At 34.1% G+C, this 18,893-nt stretch carries 21 protein-coding genes; 5 read left to right on the top strand and 16 right to left on the bottom strand.

The window, feature by feature from the left end:
- Positions 1 to 136: 136 nt before the first annotated feature.
- From ACWNMZ_RS21860 to ACWNMZ_RS21835, 6 genes are all read right to left on the bottom strand, one after another.
- On the bottom strand, positions 137 to 700 hold the full coding sequence (locus ACWNMZ_RS21860) for a hypothetical protein (protein WP_031538705.1): 564 nt from the start codon (positions 698 to 700) through the stop codon (positions 137 to 139).
- A 138-nt stretch (positions 701 to 838) separates the two neighbouring features.
- Complete coding sequence (locus ACWNMZ_RS21855) at positions 839 to 1,546, bottom strand: SGNH/GDSL hydrolase family protein (RefSeq protein WP_031538703.1); 708 nt, start codon at positions 1,544 to 1,546, stop codon at positions 839 to 841.
- A gap of 156 nt (positions 1,547 to 1,702) precedes the next feature.
- Positions 1,703 to 3,322, bottom strand: coding sequence for an MDR family MFS transporter (locus tag ACWNMZ_RS21850; protein WP_031538701.1), 1,620 nt, complete (start codon positions 3,320 to 3,322; stop codon positions 1,703 to 1,705).
- A 28-nt stretch (positions 3,323 to 3,350) separates the two neighbouring features.
- On the bottom strand, positions 3,351 to 3,770 hold the full coding sequence (locus ACWNMZ_RS21845) for a MarR family winged helix-turn-helix transcriptional regulator (protein WP_031538699.1): 420 nt from the start codon (positions 3,768 to 3,770) through the stop codon (positions 3,351 to 3,353).
- 311 nt (positions 3,771 to 4,081) lie between these two features.
- A complete protein-coding gene (locus tag ACWNMZ_RS21840) occupies positions 4,082 to 4,753 on the bottom strand; it encodes a GNAT family N-acetyltransferase (RefSeq protein ID WP_031538696.1) in 672 nt (223 codons plus the stop codon).
- A 2-nt stretch (positions 4,754 to 4,755) separates the two neighbouring features.
- Positions 4,756 to 5,625: a carbon-nitrogen hydrolase family protein gene (locus ACWNMZ_RS21835; protein ID WP_031538694.1), complete on the bottom strand. Its 870-nt coding sequence runs from the start codon at positions 5,623 to 5,625 to the stop codon at positions 4,756 to 4,758.
- Between the two features lie 347 nt (positions 5,626 to 5,972).
- On the opposite strand from ACWNMZ_RS21835, the gene ACWNMZ_RS21830 reads away from it, so the two are divergent.
- A complete protein-coding gene (locus ACWNMZ_RS21830; RefSeq protein WP_155986765.1) occupies positions 5,973 to 6,134 on the top strand; it encodes a hypothetical protein in 162 nt (53 codons plus the stop codon).
- Between the two features lie 117 nt (positions 6,135 to 6,251).
- Here ACWNMZ_RS21830 and ACWNMZ_RS21825 read toward each other — a convergent pair whose 3' ends face one another.
- From ACWNMZ_RS21825 to ACWNMZ_RS21805, 5 genes are all read right to left on the bottom strand, one after another.
- Positions 6,252 to 7,406, bottom strand: a complete 1,155-nt coding sequence (locus ACWNMZ_RS21825; RefSeq protein WP_031538692.1) for an acyl-CoA dehydrogenase family protein — start codon at positions 7,404 to 7,406, stop codon at positions 6,252 to 6,254.
- A 97-nt stretch (positions 7,407 to 7,503) separates the two neighbouring features.
- Positions 7,504 to 8,511, bottom strand: coding sequence for a DUF3231 family protein (locus tag ACWNMZ_RS21820; RefSeq protein WP_031538691.1), 1,008 nt, complete (start codon positions 8,509 to 8,511; stop codon positions 7,504 to 7,506).
- Positions 8,512 to 8,577: 66 nt separating this feature from the next.
- A complete protein-coding gene (locus ACWNMZ_RS21815; RefSeq protein ID WP_081836683.1) occupies positions 8,578 to 9,813 on the bottom strand; it encodes a phospholipase D-like domain-containing protein in 1,236 nt (411 codons plus the stop codon).
- A complete protein-coding gene (locus tag ACWNMZ_RS21810) occupies positions 9,743 to 11,104 on the bottom strand; it encodes an IS4 family transposase (RefSeq protein ID WP_449598292.1) in 1,362 nt (453 codons plus the stop codon). The genes ACWNMZ_RS21815 and ACWNMZ_RS21810 overlap by 71 nt, the downstream gene beginning before the upstream one ends.
- Before the next feature lie 89 nt (positions 11,105 to 11,193).
- Positions 11,194 to 11,532, bottom strand: coding sequence for a hypothetical protein (locus tag ACWNMZ_RS21805; RefSeq protein WP_031540130.1), 339 nt, complete (start codon positions 11,530 to 11,532; stop codon positions 11,194 to 11,196).
- A gap of 252 nt (positions 11,533 to 11,784) precedes the next feature.
- On the opposite strand from ACWNMZ_RS21805, the gene plsY reads away from it, so the two are divergent.
- The 4 genes from plsY (at position 11,785) to ACWNMZ_RS21785 (ending at position 15,005) form a co-directional block, all read left to right on the top strand.
- Entirely contained in the window at positions 11,785 to 12,387 is a 603-nt protein-coding gene (gene plsY, locus ACWNMZ_RS21800) for a glycerol-3-phosphate 1-O-acyltransferase PlsY (protein WP_031540131.1), read from the top strand.
- Positions 12,388 to 12,491: 104 nt separating this feature from the next.
- Positions 12,492 to 13,325 carry a two-component system sensor histidine kinase NtrB gene (locus tag ACWNMZ_RS21795; protein ID WP_031540132.1) on the top strand — a complete coding sequence of 278 codons (834 nt, stop codon included), beginning with the start codon at positions 12,492 to 12,494 and terminating at the stop codon, positions 13,323 to 13,325.
- A gap of 199 nt (positions 13,326 to 13,524) precedes the next feature.
- The gene (locus ACWNMZ_RS21790; protein WP_449598893.1) at positions 13,525 to 14,598 is read left to right on the top strand and encodes a CapA family protein; all 1,074 of its coding nucleotides are present in this window, start codon (positions 13,525 to 13,527) and stop codon (positions 14,596 to 14,598) included.
- A gap of 116 nt (positions 14,599 to 14,714) precedes the next feature.
- Positions 14,715 to 15,005, top strand: a complete 291-nt coding sequence (locus ACWNMZ_RS21785; RefSeq protein WP_031540134.1) for a HesB/YadR/YfhF family protein — start codon at positions 14,715 to 14,717, stop codon at positions 15,003 to 15,005.
- 182 nt (positions 15,006 to 15,187) lie between these two features.
- On the opposite strand, the gene ACWNMZ_RS21780 is transcribed toward ACWNMZ_RS21785, so the two are convergent.
- The 5 genes from ACWNMZ_RS21780 to ACWNMZ_RS21760 all read right to left on the bottom strand — a co-directional run.
- Positions 15,188 to 15,478, bottom strand: coding sequence for a hypothetical protein (locus ACWNMZ_RS21780; RefSeq protein ID WP_031540135.1), 291 nt, complete (start codon positions 15,476 to 15,478; stop codon positions 15,188 to 15,190).
- Between the two features lie 24 nt (positions 15,479 to 15,502).
- Positions 15,503 to 15,943, bottom strand: a complete 441-nt coding sequence (locus ACWNMZ_RS21775) for an acyl-CoA thioesterase (RefSeq protein WP_035416767.1) — start codon at positions 15,941 to 15,943, stop codon at positions 15,503 to 15,505.
- 15 nt (positions 15,944 to 15,958) lie between these two features.
- The gene (locus ACWNMZ_RS21770; RefSeq protein WP_031540137.1) at positions 15,959 to 18,301 is read right to left on the bottom strand and encodes an AAA family ATPase; all 2,343 of its coding nucleotides are present in this window, start codon (positions 18,299 to 18,301) and stop codon (positions 15,959 to 15,961) included.
- A 246-nt stretch (positions 18,302 to 18,547) separates the two neighbouring features.
- Positions 18,548 to 18,691, bottom strand: a complete 144-nt coding sequence (locus ACWNMZ_RS21765; protein ID WP_016205356.1) for an acid-soluble spore protein N — start codon at positions 18,689 to 18,691, stop codon at positions 18,548 to 18,550.
- Positions 18,692 to 18,763: 72 nt separating this feature from the next.
- Positions 18,764 to 18,893 (bottom strand): FbpB family small basic protein (locus ACWNMZ_RS21760; protein WP_449598896.1); only part of this gene is annotated, 130 nt, incomplete at its 5' end.

Genomic DNA, 18,893 nt, shown 5'->3' with positions numbered 1-18,893 from the left:
GGATTCTTCATGTATTCCGGCTGCTAATTGTTTCCAACTAATTCTTTTTTTCCTATTGAAAAAACAATAATCCTTTAGAAAACAGCCTTTTATAAAAATAAGAACATCAATTTCCCCACTGATATGCTTATCTCCACTACTTAAGCAGCAATTCTAAATCTGTAAAAAGGGAAATGATTTTCTGTAAATGTCTCCATTCTTTTGATTGTATATTTACTAAATCAACAGTGTAAGAGGCATTTACAGTAACTAACCGAACTGTACATTTAACTGAATCAATTCCCAAGAGCTCTTCTTCCCAATTCCAAATTTTCAATCGATATAATTCCATCTTTAAAGCATCGTATTCGTATGGCTCGATTTTATTAAAAACTGGTGGAATGACAATTGGAAATTGACTCCATTCTTGAATTAAATAATTGTGAAGGTCAAAATCGATATGAATACTAAAAGAGTGTTCTTGATTAACCTTATATTCAACAATTAATTTTGTAATTTCTTTATCTGGATGAATCGATACAATATCATCACAAACCTCGAATAAGTCTTTCTTGCGAGAAAGGACAGACTTAATGGAGGACATTGAAATCGGTGTATCATCCTCTCCTAAATAGCGATTTAATTCATTATAAATGACGGAAAGGGTTGTTGGTCCATTAAGCTGCAAAACATCAATTATTTTTTCATACAAAGTATTCATCCGTTTTTCCTCCACTATTTAAATCGATGTATTGATAACTGTTTGTCTCTTTATCTTAAAGCAATATCCAATAATATTCCACAGCTAGTTTTGCTAAATAATGGATAGATAGGTTAAAACGAAAAAGTCCGAATGCTATTAGGATAACTGCTCTTTTTGTCCACCAGTTAAGCGCAGCATTTCTTCAAAAATAACATTACTCATTTTTTTATAACCCGCTGAATTTAAATGAATGCCATCATCACTAATAAAATCAGCAATATTCCCAGCTTTTATAAGAGCTGTTCTTACATCAATGCTAGGAAGATTTAATTGTTCAATTAAATTATTCAAATGAAAATTATATAAACCATGCCAATGTTCAATGCCTCCACAGCAACTTATCCAATGACTAATGGTTGTCCCATATCGATCAGCAATAAACTTATAATAACGTACTGGATCGAGCGGTGGTAATGTTAACAAAATTGGCGTGATATTAGATTGTTTCATTTTCGCTACCATATTGCCGATATTTTCAATGTATTGATTAATTGGCACAATTGGATCGTGGTTACTATCAGGATTTTCCGCCACTTCCTGCCATTTAAAATTGCAATCATTTCCGCCAACATTTAACAATACATAATTTGGTTCTTCTGAAAGAACATCTTTCTCCAATCGTTTCATTAATAAATCAGAATTATCATTAAACACACCTTTATTTAAAATAATGGTGTCTTCTGGATTCCTTACAGAAAATAATTTTTCAAGTATAGCGGGATAATTATCTTTAATGATTCTTACCCTACCTTTTACAAAGGAGACACCCCTTGTTAAGCTATCTCCAAAACAGATGATTTTCATTTAGCATCCCTACTTTTTTTCATTCAATTACTATAATTTATTATAACAGAAAAAAGGTTGTGCGAAAAAAATTTCGATTGTAACAAATTTTTCATAATTATTCTAAATAAAAAGGCTGTATCCAATTAATTTGGATGACAGCCAATATGATTCTTCTTAAGAGTTTTGTATATCGAGTACTTTATCTTCTTCTTTCTCCTCTTTAGGAGTAGCCTGATTTGTTGTACGTAGCGGGATTTCTTTTAAGAAAAACACTAATAAAAAGGCTACCACTAATACGATTGTACCTGTTAAAAATACAGTTGATAACGTATCACCTAAAGCGTCTCTAATACCCTCAATCATTTTTGTAAAAATCGGTTGAACATCTGCAGGTAGACTTGCTTCTGTTTGTTCAAGTAATGGCTTATTCATTAGAGCTTGCGGATTTGCAAAGCCAACAATTTGTTCAGTAATCTTAGGATCAACAGTTGCTAAATCTTTTACTACTGAAGAATTTTGCATCGTATTCTCCAAGTTTGTTTTTAAATTGTTGGACATAACTGTTCCCATTACTGCAATCCCGATTGTACCACCTAGGTTTCGGAATAGCTGTGTAGAAGCAGTTACTACACCTAATTCTTTATGAGACACAGCGTTTTGTGTTGCAATCGAGAATACCGGCATTCCTATACCAAGACCTAAGCCAAATACTATCATACTTAAAATAGCCATTGGTACACTATTCATAAAGATCATAATCGCCATACCAGCTATCATCGTTGGTACTCCAATTAATGCAAAGCGTTTATATTTCCCTGTTTTCGAAATTAATTGACCAATGATAGTACTTGAAATAACCATTACAATAGACATTGGCATTGTTACATAACCAGCATAAGTCGGTGAAATACCTAAAACTCCTTGAACGAAGAACGAAAGATAAATCATTGCACCCATCATCCCAAAGTTCATAATAAAGCCTATTATATTTGAAACAGTAACGATATTATTTTTGAATAAATGTAACGGTAATATTGGATTTTTCGCATTTTTTTCTACCAACACAAATACAATGGCGAAAATGATACTAGCAGCAATTAATCCAAGGATTTGAACAGATCCCCATGCATAATCTGTTCCTGCCCATGAAAAAGCTAACAATAATGGCACAATTGCAATCGTCATAAAGAACGAACCAATATAGTCGATGCTTTGTTTGCCGCTACCCTCTACTTTAGGGAATAATACCATAATCATTCCAAATGCGATAATACCAATCGGTAAGAAGATCCAGAATAGCCAATGCCAATCTAGGTGATCCACTAAATATCCACCTAATAGAGGTCCAAGCACACTGGAAAAACCAAATACTGCTGTTAATAAGCCCATCCATTTTCCACGCTCGCGTGGCGGGAATAAATCTCCAACTGCTGTGAAGGCTGATGATTGAATTATTCCGGCTCCAATCCCTTGAATACCACGGTATGCGATAAATTGAAATACATCATTAGAAGTACCCGTTAAAAAAGCACCAACCATAAATAATAAAATACCAATCAATAAGAATGGCTTACGGCCATACATATCAGATAGCTTTCCAACTAAAACGGTAGCAATAGTGGATGTAAGCATATAGATATTGATCGTCCATGTATAATAATCCATACCATCTAGTATAGATATAATTTTTGGCATTGCAGTACTTACGATTGTTTGGTTAATCGCTGCAAAAAACATCGCTGCCATTATGGCAATCATAATCGACAGTTTTTTCTTTTGTGTTAAATGTTCCATTGCATTCTCTCTTTTCTTTATGAAATTATTAGAAATTCTCGTTTAATAGCTTGAAAATTCGTTTTAAGTGTTGAATATCTTCCTCCGTTAACTTTCGGAAATGTTCCTTCATCTTATTCTGCTGCTCTTTTTTCATATTATTTACTATCTTTCTTCCCTTATCGGTAATAGTAATATTGACCACTCTTCGATCAGTCTTTGATCGATCTTTAGTAATATAATCATCGGCCAATAATTGATCGGTAATAGTGGTAACTGCAGCATTTGTAATGTGTACGCTTTTCGCAAGATCTGAGACATTTTGGGCGCCTTCTTTTTCTAAATGAAAAAGAAGTTTATATTGTGTAATATTTAAATCATTGCTATTTTTATTAAAATCACTTGTTAAATTTTTTATAAATGTGCCAAACATTGCTGCGACTTCAAAAAGCTCTTCGCCATTATGCACTTATCCCCCGTCCTTTCTGTAATTAATTCACAAATAAATAATTAAGAAGTTAATTATTAAGCAATAAATAATATATAACTTAATTATTTACATGTCAATTATTATTTTTATGTTTGTGGCAAATTCTTTTTAGACTATATGAGGAAGGGGACTTCCATTAAAATGATTTGCTCCTTAACTAAGTTTTTTAGTACATAGACACAGAGAAATTCACCGTTACGGAAAAACAAAAAAATGTCTTATTTAACCATCGATTAGAAGCGGGATGTTTATCCCTCTCCATCAATAAATTAGATAAGACATAACGAATTTTATTTAGTTTTAAAAGGGTTTTTCCATTCCATTAAAACTGCATGATTCATTGATTCTTCGTCTTCCAAATATTGTGGCAATATGGTAACAGGTGTTCTTCCACACCGCAATAAAAACGTAATAACAGGATCTTTTACATGACCTGCGAGAACCTGCTCCAAATATTCCTCTGGGGAGAGCTCCTTTCTATACCTTTTATAGCCAGGCATCCTTCCCCCTCCAAGTAATCGGTCTAATCTTAATTCAATAGTTAAGTAATAAGCATGTTGCAAAAGTATCTTTCCAAAACCGAGTTTTCGGAATTTTGGGCGAATGCTGATATCCACCACATATAAGGCATCTCCATGTTCATCATTTGTAGTAATATATCCATTGTCCGTTATTTCTTCCCATGTATGATAAGGCTGATTTGGATTATAAGCGACTTGAAGACATGTTAAGGAACCTGCAAGCTCCCCATCCACTTCCACACAGATTGCTCCTTCAGGAAAATGAGAAAGATGACTAGATAATTGCTCAACATTCCACCATAGCTCCTCTGGAAATGGTGGTGGGAAGCATTCTGATTGAATAGCAATTAATTCGTGAAAATCTTTTTCCAGATAATTTCTGACCGTACATGGAATTGGCTGACCTGTGTCAAAAAGATAAAATTCACTATGAAGCGTCATAATTAGCCTTCCACGGTAGAATTCCAGTCAGGATAAAGATCTGTTCTTCTATCTCTCCAAGTTGTTACAGAACCTTTTTCTCTTACTTCATACAATAAAGACAAATCAAGGTCCGCTGTTACAACCATATCATTATTAAGTTCACCCTCTACAAGAATTCCTTTTGGTGGAAACGGGATATCATTAGGCGTAATGACTGCTGCCTGCCCAAAATTTGCACGCATAAAGTCAACATTTGTAAGCGTGCCAATTGTTCCAGTTACTACAACATATACTTGATTTTCAATTGCTCTTGCATGGCAAGTATAGCGTACACGATGAAAACCGTGGCGATCATCCGTACATGATGGGCAAAAAATCACATCTGCTCCTTTTGCCTTTGCCATACGAACGATTTCAGGGAATTCAATATCATAACAAGTTAAGATGGCAATTTTTCCTTTCTCTGTATCAAATATGCGAAAGGAATCCCCTTTTTCCATATTCCATTCATATTCTTCTGTAGGCGTGATATGAAGCTTTGCCTGCTCTTCTATTCTTCCATCTGGATAAAATAGATGTGCTACATTATACAATTTCTCTTCTCTGCGAATGACATGAGTTCCACCGATAATATGCATTCCAGTTTGAACAGCAAATGACCTGAATAAATCTTGATATTGCTCTGTAAATCCAGGTAGTTCATTAATCGTTAACGCGTTCGTCTCATCCCCCATTGATAAAAGCTGTGTTGTAAAAAATTCAGGAAATAAAACAAATTCCGCACCAAATTCACTTGCTGTTCGAACATAATGCTCACATTGTTTTGCAAATGCTTCAAAAGACTTAATGTTTTCTAATTTATACTGTACGGCAGAAACTCTTATTTTCATTTTCCATCTCCCTTTATATAGCGTATTTTTTTATCCCCAGCCCAATGTTACAACTAACCATTACTGGGATTTTAAAAAAGATCTTCCCCTGCACTATATCCCGATTAACGGGTAATATCACTTCTAATGAATTAGAAGTGTTTTTTATTAAAAGAATGTTTCAAAATAAGATTATGAGTTATTTTTCTATATTTTTCAATGGTTTCACACCAATTTTTTTATGAATTTTCTTTTTATATTTATGTTCTGAAAAGTGAAGTTGTTCATATTATTTTATAATCGATCATTGTTTACATTACACAAAAAAGAATAGAAAAGTAGCTGAAGATTTAAGGAGGGAAATGAATTTGATTGTTTTTATTTATACTTTCCTTGGTTTGATTTTGATAGAAGAACTAGTAGTTATCGGGCTAAAAAGATACATAAATGGATCGTTTAGAATGGAAACATATTTCCGTCATCTTTATCGAACATACAAAGTAAGAGCTGATTTAAAAAAAGTGAGTTAAACCCTGGTTTCTGAACGAAATCAACAATGAAAAAAAATAGCCAAACTACCTTATCAAGTAATTTGACTACCATTATTTAAAGATTGCTCGTTGGCAATCTTTTTTACTTGCTTTCGTTCATTTCATTTCATTTAGTGATTTTACTGTGAGCTGTTCGATTGTCATATCGTCCATTGGTGGATTATGTAAGCCTGCTCGTACGTCTCGGTAGTATCTTTGTAGTGGGCTTTTTGCGGACAAGCTACGTGCACCGACAATGCGCATGGCGATATCGACTACTTCGATTGCTATGTTTGTTACAACTAATTTCACTGCACTTAATTCTGGAAGAAGATGAGATTGCTGTTCTACAGATGATTCATCCCATTTTTTACTTACAGAATATAAAAAGTGTTTCGCTGTTTGCATTTTCAATTCCATTTCCCCAATTTTTGCTCGTACACTTGGGATATCGCTAATGGTTCCGTTTATACTATTTGGAGAATAATTTTTCGCAAAAGTCACTGCTTCCGTTTGTGCAGCTCCTGCGATTCCTAAATAGCATGCTGGAATATGCAATAGCCATGGATTAACTTTTTTCCGTCTTTCCAATTTTTCCACAAAATAATGTGCAGGAATTTCTACTGCTTCAAAATACACATCATTGCTTCCAGTACCCCTTAAAGCAATGCTATCCCATGTGTTTTCTATGCGTATTCCATTACAATCCTTTGGTATCAAAAAATTGCCTACTTCGTCTGTACCCTTGATAGATGCAGTAACAAGAAAAAAATCCAATACAGGAGACATAGTGGTAAAGGATTTATGTCCATTAATCACCCAATTTTCTCCATTCTTTTCGGCAGTAGTTTGTGGTTTTCCACCTCTTGTTGGACTTCCTGTTTGTGGCTCTGTTGCGGCACCATTTATTAATGCACCATTTAGCAATTGGTTATAGACTTCTTTAAGCGTCTCCTTTTGCCAGTTTGCCTCATACATATTTCTAACAACGCCCATATGCCATCCGATAGATAAGGCAGTAGATCCATCCCCTTGTGCAATTACCTCTTGGAATCTTACTAATTCATACAAAGAAATTTCTTGTCCGCCAAATTCTTTAGGTATTGTTAAGGTTGTGTAACCAGATTGCTGCAATTCCTTCATGTTTTCAAAGGGAAACGATCCATTTTCATCAACTTCCTTTGCTCTCTCAAAAAAATTTCTACTTAATTCAGAAAGCTTACTTACTCTTTTTGTGAAATCTTTTTCTTCATTAAAAAAATCAGTCACTATACCGACATCTCCCTTATCAGTTCATTTATAAAGCTATCATAGCATTATTTCCATTGACTGATAAGCAAAATGCAATGTCAGCATTATAGAAAGATACTTAGCTTCTATTTATGATATTTGTTCTATTTTCCATGCCCGGTGGTTCCTCTGTATAGCCTTTTTTGGCCATTAACTCTGCCCCATGTACCCCATAATCATAAATTTGCGTAATAAGGGGGATAAAGGTTACCGATAAGTCCTTCCGCAAACTAAATGTTGTTCCAATAGCATTACTGCCTAGTCCAAAACTACAAAACAAACTAATGCAATACAACATTAATTTGTCTGAAAAGGGAGCAATGGTAGAAACGGTTGGGCTTCCTACCCAGGCTATCGGAACTTGAATATCATCATCCATTAATTTTTTCGAAAGCTTCGTAATAATTTTCTTGGAAAGCTCTTTTCCTTGTGTGAAGAATTTTTTTATCTCTGGGTCTCTAGTTACTTGGGCAAACCCAGTAATTAATTGTTGTCCAATACTGTTGCTTTCAATGGATTGATAGAGAAAAGAAACTTCTACTGTATTTAACACTCTTTTATCCCCAAAGATACTATTTCCTTTTAAGTATTGTGTACTTACAACCATGTCCACTTGTTCTGGCATAGACACTTGTGGTGGACGGCTCAATGCACCCTTTTCAATTAAAAGCTCGGTGCACTCTTCATAACAACGCTGGGTTGTTACAGATAATTCTTGGAATAATTGAATAATGTCTTTTCGATAAGATCTTGCTAAATGTAATGCATGTAGCCCCATGCCAATTTCTGAAAGCATTCTCATTATTTGCAGAGAAAAAGTTGGTTGAAACAGTGGGGGTGCTTGTTTATTTACATCTTTCTCAGAAAATCCATTTGGAATTTTCGCTCCCTCTGCTTTTAAAATTGTTTCAATTTTTTGTATCTCCTTCGCTAGTTTAAGCATATGGCTTTCATAATAGTTTTTTTCTTTTTTATCTTCATTAACAGAATGGAAATATTCTACCATTCGCAAAAACATCGTTTTTTCTTGATAAGTCATCCATAAAGTTGCGAGTTCGGATGATGTCAATATCTCTTTTTTATTCATACAGTACCCTCCAATTCATTCATAGTATTATTATTTGAAATGAAATAGAAATTATGAATAATAAAATTAATAAGTTGTGAACCATAAAACCCTCTGTAATCGATAGACAATATAGCGAAAGAAAGGTAATTTACTTTGTGTATCTACATCCCTTGTATATTCTGCACCATCATTTGTCCATAATCTTTGAAAGTAGGATTTCGTTTCTATCGCTACTTTTGTTTCTTTTTTGGCGATAATTTTAATGTCTGTTTCCAAGTTAAAATCATAAAGATTTCTACGCGTAAAATTAGCGGAACCACTAATAATGGTATCTGCTGTTTCTCTTTCTATTAGCATAATTTTCGGATGATATTGTTCTTTTCCTGTGTTATACCATTTAATATGAATATTTTTAGATACTTTTGATTTTCTTAGCTCTGCTACAACTGGAATATTGGGCAAGCCACTTTTTTTATTGCCAAAGGAATTTTGATTTGGATCCAATAGTAAATAAATATGCACCCTTCTCGCTGCCGCTGCTTTGATTTCATCGATAACATTTCGATCTGCTAAATAGAGGATTCCTATCCAAATAGAATCTTTGCTATCTGTTTTACTGATTTCTTCTAATACATGTTTGCCTATTTTCCCTTCTGTCAGTAATTGAATTTCTATCTGTGTATTTGTTTCAGGTTGTTTTGGGATCCGTGGCAAATGGAGATGTTCATTCAATCTAGCTGCACTCTCTTCACTTTCAAGTAAATCATTAATTATGTTTCCGTCAACACGAAAAGCTATGTTTGAATGATAGCCACTTGCATTATGAATATTCCCACTCGATATGATTGCAGCATTTTCCGTAATTAATAGTTTTCGATGATTTGCTTTTACGTTTAATAGTTCTAAATAGGATAGCACGGTAATCTTTTGCTCACTTTTTGCTAAAAGATTAGGTAAATGACCATTCCCATTTGTTTTCCCCCACTGTCCAAACATTCGCCAAAAAGCAGAATAAAGTGGATTAGAATCTCGCAGCTTCTTTACATTTGTTTCGATAACTTTAATACCTATTTGTTTTAAATCATTTAATTCCTCTGATGGATAGGAACCATAGATTGTATTGATTTTATCCGTTAATAAAACAATACTAATGGAAGGATTATCCGTTTTTTTCTTTATTAGCGCTTTTGTAAATTCTTCTACTAAGGGTGGATAGACTTGGTCTTCATTTGTATCTTTATTAAATAACTCAACTTTCGCAGAGTGATATCGGCAAATAAGCCTTGATATAATTAGGAAGGCCAGCGATCCACTGTTCAAGTTGACTTTGAATTATTTTTTTGATTTTCTTATTCGTTTGTTTAAGTGCATCTTGAAGAAGCTCGATCAATTGCTGTAATGCGACAGCCCAATCAAGTTCATTTACTTCATCGCATAATTCGTAAAACAGACCACCTATTGTGCGTTGATCGGTATTACAGCGATTCTGCCACGACAGAACGATAAAACGAGAAAACACAATCGTTGTATGGCAAATAAGCGCGTCATATGAACGGCTTTGGAATTCTTTTTCAAGTTTCAAAAGAGATTTGGCCGCCTTAAAGAATACCTCGATATCCCAGCGCATTCCATAGATTCGGACGATCTCCTGTTCTGAAAGAGTGCAGTCTGTGCTGAGGATGGCAAGCCAGTCGCTTTTCTTATTTCTGTTTTGAATGAATACCACTTTAATTGGTGTTCCATTAGCCATCATCGTATGGATGGAACGAAGAATTCCTTTCTTGGATTGAATGGGTCCAGCTAGGTGGTATAGTTGCTTTAAAGAAACCATCTCCCCGTTTACGTTATAACGTTGTTTTGTTTCTTTGACCATACCAATTACGTCTAATCCTTGATCCACAATAGACTTTACAAGTGGTGGCAATGTAAACCAAGAATCCATAAGGACATAACTTGCATCTATCCCATTGGCTAATGCACGTTTAATCATGTCAGGAACTTGTTCAGGCTCAGTTTGTAATGCATTTTCTCGACGCTTGTATCCACAAGTACGTTTATCAATTTTTTCAGAGATACCATTGATTTGAGACTTTTTTGAACTGACTAAAGAAAAGTCAATTGGCATAAATGTATAGCCATCTGACCAGCCCAAAGTGAGCATACGAAACCCCTTAAAGAAACGCATTTTCAGGGAAGCATGATCAAAACAACGAGCGAGAAGCTCTACCTTTTTACTACGATTTCGGTCATACGCAGAATCATCGATAATCAGTACTTTTGGACGCTCTTTATTCGTAAGGCGAGTCACCTTTTGAATAGTAAAAATGCTCAACAGTAGTAAGAAACGGCGCCAATTAAAAGTTGATTGGTTTAAAAAGCGATAGACGGCATCTTTGGCTGGAAACTGATCGGCTTTCTTTGAATCAAGAAGTGAAAACCAATTTTTGTGCTGGAAAATCAAACAGAAAACAAGCTGAAATAAGTAGGAACAGCTGAAACCGAAGGATTTTTTAATTCCTGCTTGGCGCAGGTGTTTATTCATTTCAAGCTCAGAAAAAACCGAATTAAGTTCTTTTGGTAGTTGATTGTTTTGGCTATTTTGGTCTATCATATAGGGAGCACCTCTTCTGTATGGTAGTGTTTTCTCGACAATTACACTATACCAAAGAATGAGGTGTTTTTTCATTTTATTAAACACTGTCAAGCAACATATTTAATAGACCATAGACGCAATACAACTAACGATTTGCACTTATTTTTTTGGTGCGAAAGTTGAGTAAATAAAAACATATCCACTACTATAAATTTCTTCGCTTGTTGAATGTCCTTTAGCATCGTATGAAACACTTCATGTTGAACAACTCTTTTATTCTGTTTATTTTTGTAGGTGATGTCTGTTAATAGCTCAATATCTTCTACTTGATGGATAGCTCCCTCTACTGACATCCCAATTGGAAGAGGTTTTTTCACATGATAATATATAGTACTACTATATATAATGATAAAAAGCAGGAATAAAATACCAACTATCCGTTTCATCATTTTCCTCCCCATTTGCTTCATTTCTAAAGCGGTTTTCGTTGTTAAAGACTTGCCATTCACTTTTCACGGGGCTAATTCTCAAAATCAGTGATTTATGGTTGCTTAATATCTATTTAGTTTTTGCAATAATAGGAAGGATAATCATCTGTGGATGTAGAATATTTTTTTGAAAAAATGATGAGTTTTCGCAAATACATGATACAATATAAAAGCAAAAAGCATTTACATAGGTGAAGGAGATTACGAAAATTGATTATTGGACTATTAATTATACTCGCTTATTTAATTGGATCTATTCCTTCTGGACTAATAATAGGCAAAACCTTTTACAATAAAGATATACGAGAACACGGTAGTGGGAATTTAGGCGGTACCAATTCATTTCGAGTTCTTGGCAAGAAGGCAGGCTTTGCGGTAACAATTTCCGATATATTGAAAGGGACAATCGCAACATTGTTGCCAATACTTGCTACTCTTATATGGAACATTGACATAGAGATAAACCCGCTAATTTTTGGGATATTTGCAGTAGTTGGTCATATGTATCCAGTATTTGCTGGTTTTAAAGGTGGAAAAGCAGTTGCTACGTCTGCTGGCATTCTTCTTGGTCATGAACCACTTTTATTCCTTATTATTTTAGCGGTATTTTTTCTTACACTATATATATCAAAATATGTTTCTTTATCTTCCATGGTTGCTGGTCTCGCGGGACTTATCTATTCCCTTATCCTTTGGGACGATAAATTATTAATTTTTATTCTTGCCGTACTAACGATTTTTGTTGTTTATAGACATCGTGCCAATATAAAAAGAATCATTAATAAAACGGAGCCAAAAGTAACCTGGCTATAAAAAGGACCGATTTCGGTCTTTTTTTTATTTTACAAGTTTAATTTGACATTAAATGATTTATTTCGTCATACCTTTTACTATAATCGTTAAAGGGGCGAATAAGGATGACCAATCATACTGTAAATTACAAGAGTACTATTGAAGGTGCAGAAGACTTTGAAAATAAATTAGAAATGGTGGAAACGAAACTCCAGGAACAAAAAGCAAATATGGAGCATTTAATCGAATGTCTACAATCTTTAACTCTTTCTACAACCTATAGTGAAAATATAGCCAAAATGGTTTGTAGCATAACACATGAAGTACGTAACCCGCTTACGTCTATTAGCGGATTTTTGCAACTAATAAAACAAACAAATAATCTTCATTCCATTCATCAATACACGGATTTAGCACTAAGTGAATTAACACGAGCCAATGACTTAATTACCGATTTTTTAAATTTATCTAAATCTGAATCAAAGGAAAGTCACCCACTATCTATAAATAAATTAATCAAGGAAATGTCTTCTGTTTTTAAGAGCGAAGCAAATTTAAAAGGAATAATCTTACATATTGACTTAATATCAGACGAACCATTATGTATAATTCATGAACAGCATCTTACCCAAGTAATCGTAAATGTTGTAAAAAATGCCTTTGAAGCAACGGAAGCAAATCATTCATCCAATCAAAAAGAGGTGGTTATTCAAACAAAAGTTTCTAGGGACCATCTCTTGGTTATAGTAAAAGATAATGGATGTGGCATGACAGAGGAACAGCTGAATCATTTATATACTCCGCTTAAAACGACGAAAAAAAATGGAACCGGCATGGGCCTTTATGTCTGCAAAAAGCTGATTGAGAAATATAATGGTACTATGAAGGTCCAAAGTGCTATAGAAAAAGGGACAACCATTACCATACAGCTGCCATTCTACTTTTTAAAGGAACAATAACTTCCTTTGTGATAGAGAACAGTGGCAGAAAAAAATCAATCAATTCCTTGTTCTTTACTTACAAATGTATCAATATTTGTTATGCTATTATTTGTAAAGTGATTTTAAAATTGTTTTAAAGAGGCTGATGATGAATAAAAGAAAAATAATCTACATGTTCTTCCTGATTGTTGCATTATGCATACTAGTGAGTGTGGGGATGTCAAAGTTTTCCCCTTCTACCAGCAAAGAATCTCATTCTATTTCAGGTAGAAACATTCATGAATTAGCAAAAGAAGAAAATAAAAAAATTACAATAGCAGCTATTGGCGATATACTTATCCATGATCGAGTCTATAATGATGCTCGAGAAGGAGATTATTATAATTTTGATAAAATGTTAGCTAATCTATCCAGTGAATTAAAAAAACCTGATTTATTGCTTGCAAACCAAGAAACAATTGTCGCTGGAGAAACGATTGGGTTATCTGGCTATCCTACTTTTAATAGTCCCCACGAAATTGCCGATACCATAAAAAAAGCAGGTGTTGATATTGTTACTACTGCAAATAATCATGCTTTAGATCGCGGAGTAAAAGCGCAAAAGCTTTCCATTGATTATTTAAATCAAATAGATCTTCCCCATGTTGGAACCTATTTAAATAAAGATGATCAAGATAAGATAGTTGTTTTAGAAAAAAATGATGTCAAGATTGCTTATTTAGCTTATACCTACGGTTTAAATGGGATTCCCGTTCCAAAAGGAAGCGAGTATATCGTTAATGTAATAGATAAAGAAAAAATGAGTAACGAAATTCAACGGGCCAAAAAAGTTGCAGATGTTATAGTAATGGCAGTTCATTGGGGTAACGAATACGAGCGTTATCCATCTAATGAGCAAAAAGAATTGGCACAGTTTTTTATCGATGAAGGTGTTCATATTATTTTCGGAAGTCATCCGCATGTTCTTCAGCCAATCGAATGGCTAGAAGGAAAGAATGGGCAAAAAGGTTTAGTTGTTTATTCGTTAGGGAACTTTTTATCTGGACAGGATGAAGAATATCGAGATATCGGTGGAATGGTAACTATTACGGTGAATAAACTGCAGAGAGGAAATTCGACTACTATTACATTGGATCAGCCTACCTTCTATCCTACCTTTGTTGCAAGTAAGAATGAAAGCAATTATATCATGCATCCATTGGTTACTTCAGAAGAAGCCGTTGATAAATACGGTGCTTCTATTTATAAAAAAATAATGGATCATATGCTAATAGAAGGACAAGCAGAGTAAAACCAAATGCAATTATTCGATAATTATAATAGAATCCTTTATAATTGAAATATACCAATAGTAATAGATTGCTTCCTTAGCATTTAAGGAGCAAAATTCATAAGAGGTGTGAAAACATGAAAATTGTGATTAGTGATAAAGCTGCCGAATGGTACAAGGATGAAATGCTGTTAAAAGATGGAGACTTTATTCGTTTCTTTGCTCGTTACGGCGGATGCAGTACAGTGCAGCAAGGTTTTTCTTTAGGAATTTCCAATGAACAGCCTGTAAATATTGGCGTAGAAACGGTAAAGGATGGAATTCATTATTATATAGAAGAAAAAGATTTATGGTATTTTGATGATAAAGATTTATTTGCAGATTTCAATGAAGTAGCAAACGAACCAGAATATCGTCACGCACAGTAAGTTTTGAGCTAATGATAAAATACCTAAAAAACAGCGAAAAGGTAAGTTTCTCTCACCTTTCGCTGTTTTAATTTTGGTTATTTCAAAAAATAAGCTCGATATAATAAGCGATTCTGTATTGTTTATAGTTTGAACATTTTCCATTCCATACATTTACGCTTTAGAAAGTAGCATTCAAAAATCTATTTTAAACGCTCGGAAATACCCTCTTCTTTCAAAATTTTCTTTTGTGTATCACCCAATAAGTCAAAATGAGAATAGCCATCTTTCCGATAATGGATCCATTCTTCCTTTAACCCATACTTTTCGCCCCAGCTTTTTAACTTTTTTATATCGGAACATCCTACTTTTGTAACTGTCTTACAATCTGGGAAGCGATCATCTAACCAGTAATGAGTTAAAAATGCAATTTCCCCATTATCTATTCTTCTTTTCCACTCTGTCAGCTCTTGTCTTTTTAATCCAAAGGCCATGAAAGTAATCTCCTTTATATGGCTTTACTTGTCTGTTGGTTGCTTTTTAATTTCTTCATATTTATGAAACCATTCGGGAAAAATCTTCTTAAAAGGTTTCGGTCTAAATGTTTCCTTCGATACGATAATATGTGTCGTAGTTCCTTCCACACAGATTTCTTCATTCTGGTTGATAATCTGATATCCGTAAACTGTTTTTATCCCATCATTTGTTTCCACCCAAGTTTTAACCTTTGCTTGGTCTCCATAACGTAACGGCTTTTTATACATTGCATAGACATCATAGACTGGTGCAAAATACCCTTTATTTTCCATTTCTAAATAATCATAGCCAATGTCCTCAATTAGCCCTGTTCTACCTCTTTCAAAAAATTTAAGATAATTCGCATGATATACAACACCCATAGCATCTGTGTCTGCATAATATAATTCAATGTCTCTTATTGAAATAAAAAAATTATCCATTTGTTTCATACCGTCCTATTCTTCGATTTTCCGTTTATATCCTTGTAAAACATTTTCTATATCTTCAGCAATCAGTGTAGAAACATCTGCTTCCATTCCTTGCTCTAATTGCTCGGACAGTCGTAATGCTTGTAATTGCACTGCTTCATCGATAATATTAGTGGCAAATCTTCCATTTCCTTCAGTTGAAACTTTAGGCAGTTGATTCTTTAATATGGAGATAGCTTCTTCTGATAACGAATAATCATATTTCGCTGCATACATTTTCATTATGTCAATCAATTCCTCCGCTACATAATCAGCAAAATGGATAAACTTTTTAAACCTAGAAGTTAAGCCAGGATTGCTTTGTAGTAATGCAGTTATTTCATTTGGGTAGCCAGCCAGGATTACAACTAGATTCTCATTATGCTTTGTCATTTCCATCACTAATGTATCTATGACCTCTTTACCAAAATCTTGTCCACCATTTCCTAATAAGGAGTAAGCCTCATCAATAAATAACACGCCACCAAGTGCTTCTCTAATTTTTTTTCTTGTTTTTATAGCAGATTGACCTACATATCCCGCTACAAAGTCTGCCCTGCTTGTTACAACCAAATGTCCTCTCTTTAAGATTCCACAATCTTTAAGGAACTGAGCATATAATTTCGCAACAGTAGTCTTTCCTGTACCTGGATTCCCTGTAAATACAGCATGTAGTTGTATGGGCAAATTCTTTTGCGCCTTCTTTTGTCTTAATTGCTGAACCTTTACAAATGCTATAATTTTCTTTATTTCTTCTTTCACTTTCGATAATCCGATTAGTTCATTTAATTCTGTCGCTGGATTGATTGGTTTTTCCTTGTCATCACTAACAAAATCCGATTCTTGTAGCAATGTATATTTTAAGATTTCTTGTTGATTTGATTTACGGGAACCTTTGCTAAATATGGCATCAAGAACAATATTGCGAACAGCTCGAGCGTTTCCAAAGCTTTCATCCACTTGTTCCCTCTCAAGTCTTTTTAATAATGCTTTTTTACCATCTTCTGTCATAACATAGTCATTACTCGAAGCCATTCTTTCACCAATTGCTAATAATTCACTAGGTGTATAATCAGGTAAATGAATCATATTAGAGGCTGGAAAACGACTTCTTAACCCATGATTACCATCTAGGAATTGACGCATTTCCTCTGGGTAGCCTGCTAAAATAACAGCAAACTTACCACCAAACTCAGACCCTGTCATTAAGGAAACAAGCGTATCAATTGCTGTCTGGCCATAATCATTACCAGATTGTCCCTCACGTTTTAAGCTATAAGCTTCATCAATAAACAGAACGCCGCCAACTGCTTGTTTAACAACAGAACGTACATTTTCTTCTGTTTGTCCCATATAGCCACCTATTAATTGGGATCGATCTGTTTCTACAACCTCTGCGCTAGGCAATACACCTAGTTCATGATATATCTTGGCCATTAGACGGGCAAGCGTAGTTTTTCCAGTACCTGGATTACCTGTAAAGATCATGTTTAGACTTAATGCATCCTGAATCATATAGCCTAATTTTTTTCTTGCTTTTTGGTAGCTTAAAAACTGATAAAAATCCTGTACTCTTTTTTTTACTGTTGCAAGACCGACCATTTGCTCAAGTTGCTCTAACGAGGAAAGTGTCGTCTGTTTTTCTTCCTTTTCTTCTACAAAAAGGCTTGCCCATTCCTTTTTAAGTTCTTGAAGCTCTTCTATTAACGTTTTTACACTTTCATAGTAAATCGATGTATGAAACACACCACTAATAGATTCGGCATACTCTTCAGCAGATTTCAATAGCTCAGACGTTTTCTCAATCACTATTTTTAGCGTTTGTTCAATGGTTTCATATTTCGCAACTGCCTCTTTATTATCGTAAACAGTAGCATTTATTCTCTGTTTCTTAATATGTGCCACTTCATCTTCCATTTGCTCTAAAAATGCGCGACAATTATTTATATATTGCTCTGCAATTTTGCGTTTTGCTGTTCGATTATCGGTTTCGCGAATATTAGGGAAGACAAGCTGATCGAGCAAGTGGCTGAAATTCTTCCAATCATATTGGGAAAGATATTTAAGAGCCATTGTATTGTCTGGGTTTAGCTCAATAGCTTTGTTTAACCATGCGACCGCAATTGTATCCTTTTGATTCCCATGCATCCTGGATAATGCCGCTATCGTTAATAATTGGGAAATTTCTTTTCCATTCTGTGCTTCATTTAGCGTTTGAATCGCATCTAAGATTTTTTTTTCATTTTCTACGAAACCATGCTCTTCAAACTCTTTCTCTAACAGATAAATTTCTTGATCTTTTATATTTGGTTTTACTTGTTCGTTATTCATATGTTCACTTCACTTAATAAATTTAGGATATACCTTTTTAATACTAACATATTCCTTTATTTTCGTTAATGATTATGTACCTTTCTCATAGGATTTATCTTAGTAAAGTACCTTTCATCCCTAATATCATTAGTACAAGCATTTTTTCCTTTTTTCCGTCAAAAATAAAGACAGCAATTACTCATTCTTTTCATCAAAAAAATGAGTGATTGCTGTCTAATTATGGTTTATATTTTGAGGAGACAATTATTCCCCTTTTGTTTGAATTACTTGAGCATGTTGTCCTGATTTATCTTGCATTTGCTTTCCTTTGTTTCCACCAAAGCTTCTTGATTTTGTCCCAATATGGCTTGGTACAAAGTGTTTGCTATCTTTTTTAGGATTACTCATCTAATCAACTCCTTCTTTTATATTTTGTACAAAAGTACAAGCAGAATAGATGGTAATTTCTAGATTTTAATATTAACGAGCTTTTTTCAAATGCTTTCTTTCTAATCGTTCTTCAATTTTTTCAATTGCTTCTCTATCCTTTAATAATTGCATTTTATTCTCTAATACTAATTCTTGAAATGAACGTTTGCGAGGTTTTCTC

The organism is Niallia sp. Marseille-Q9988 (assembly GCF_976954375.1).
Note: the sequence above shows the minus strand (reverse complement) of the source record. Positions and strands in the feature narration are given on the sequence as shown.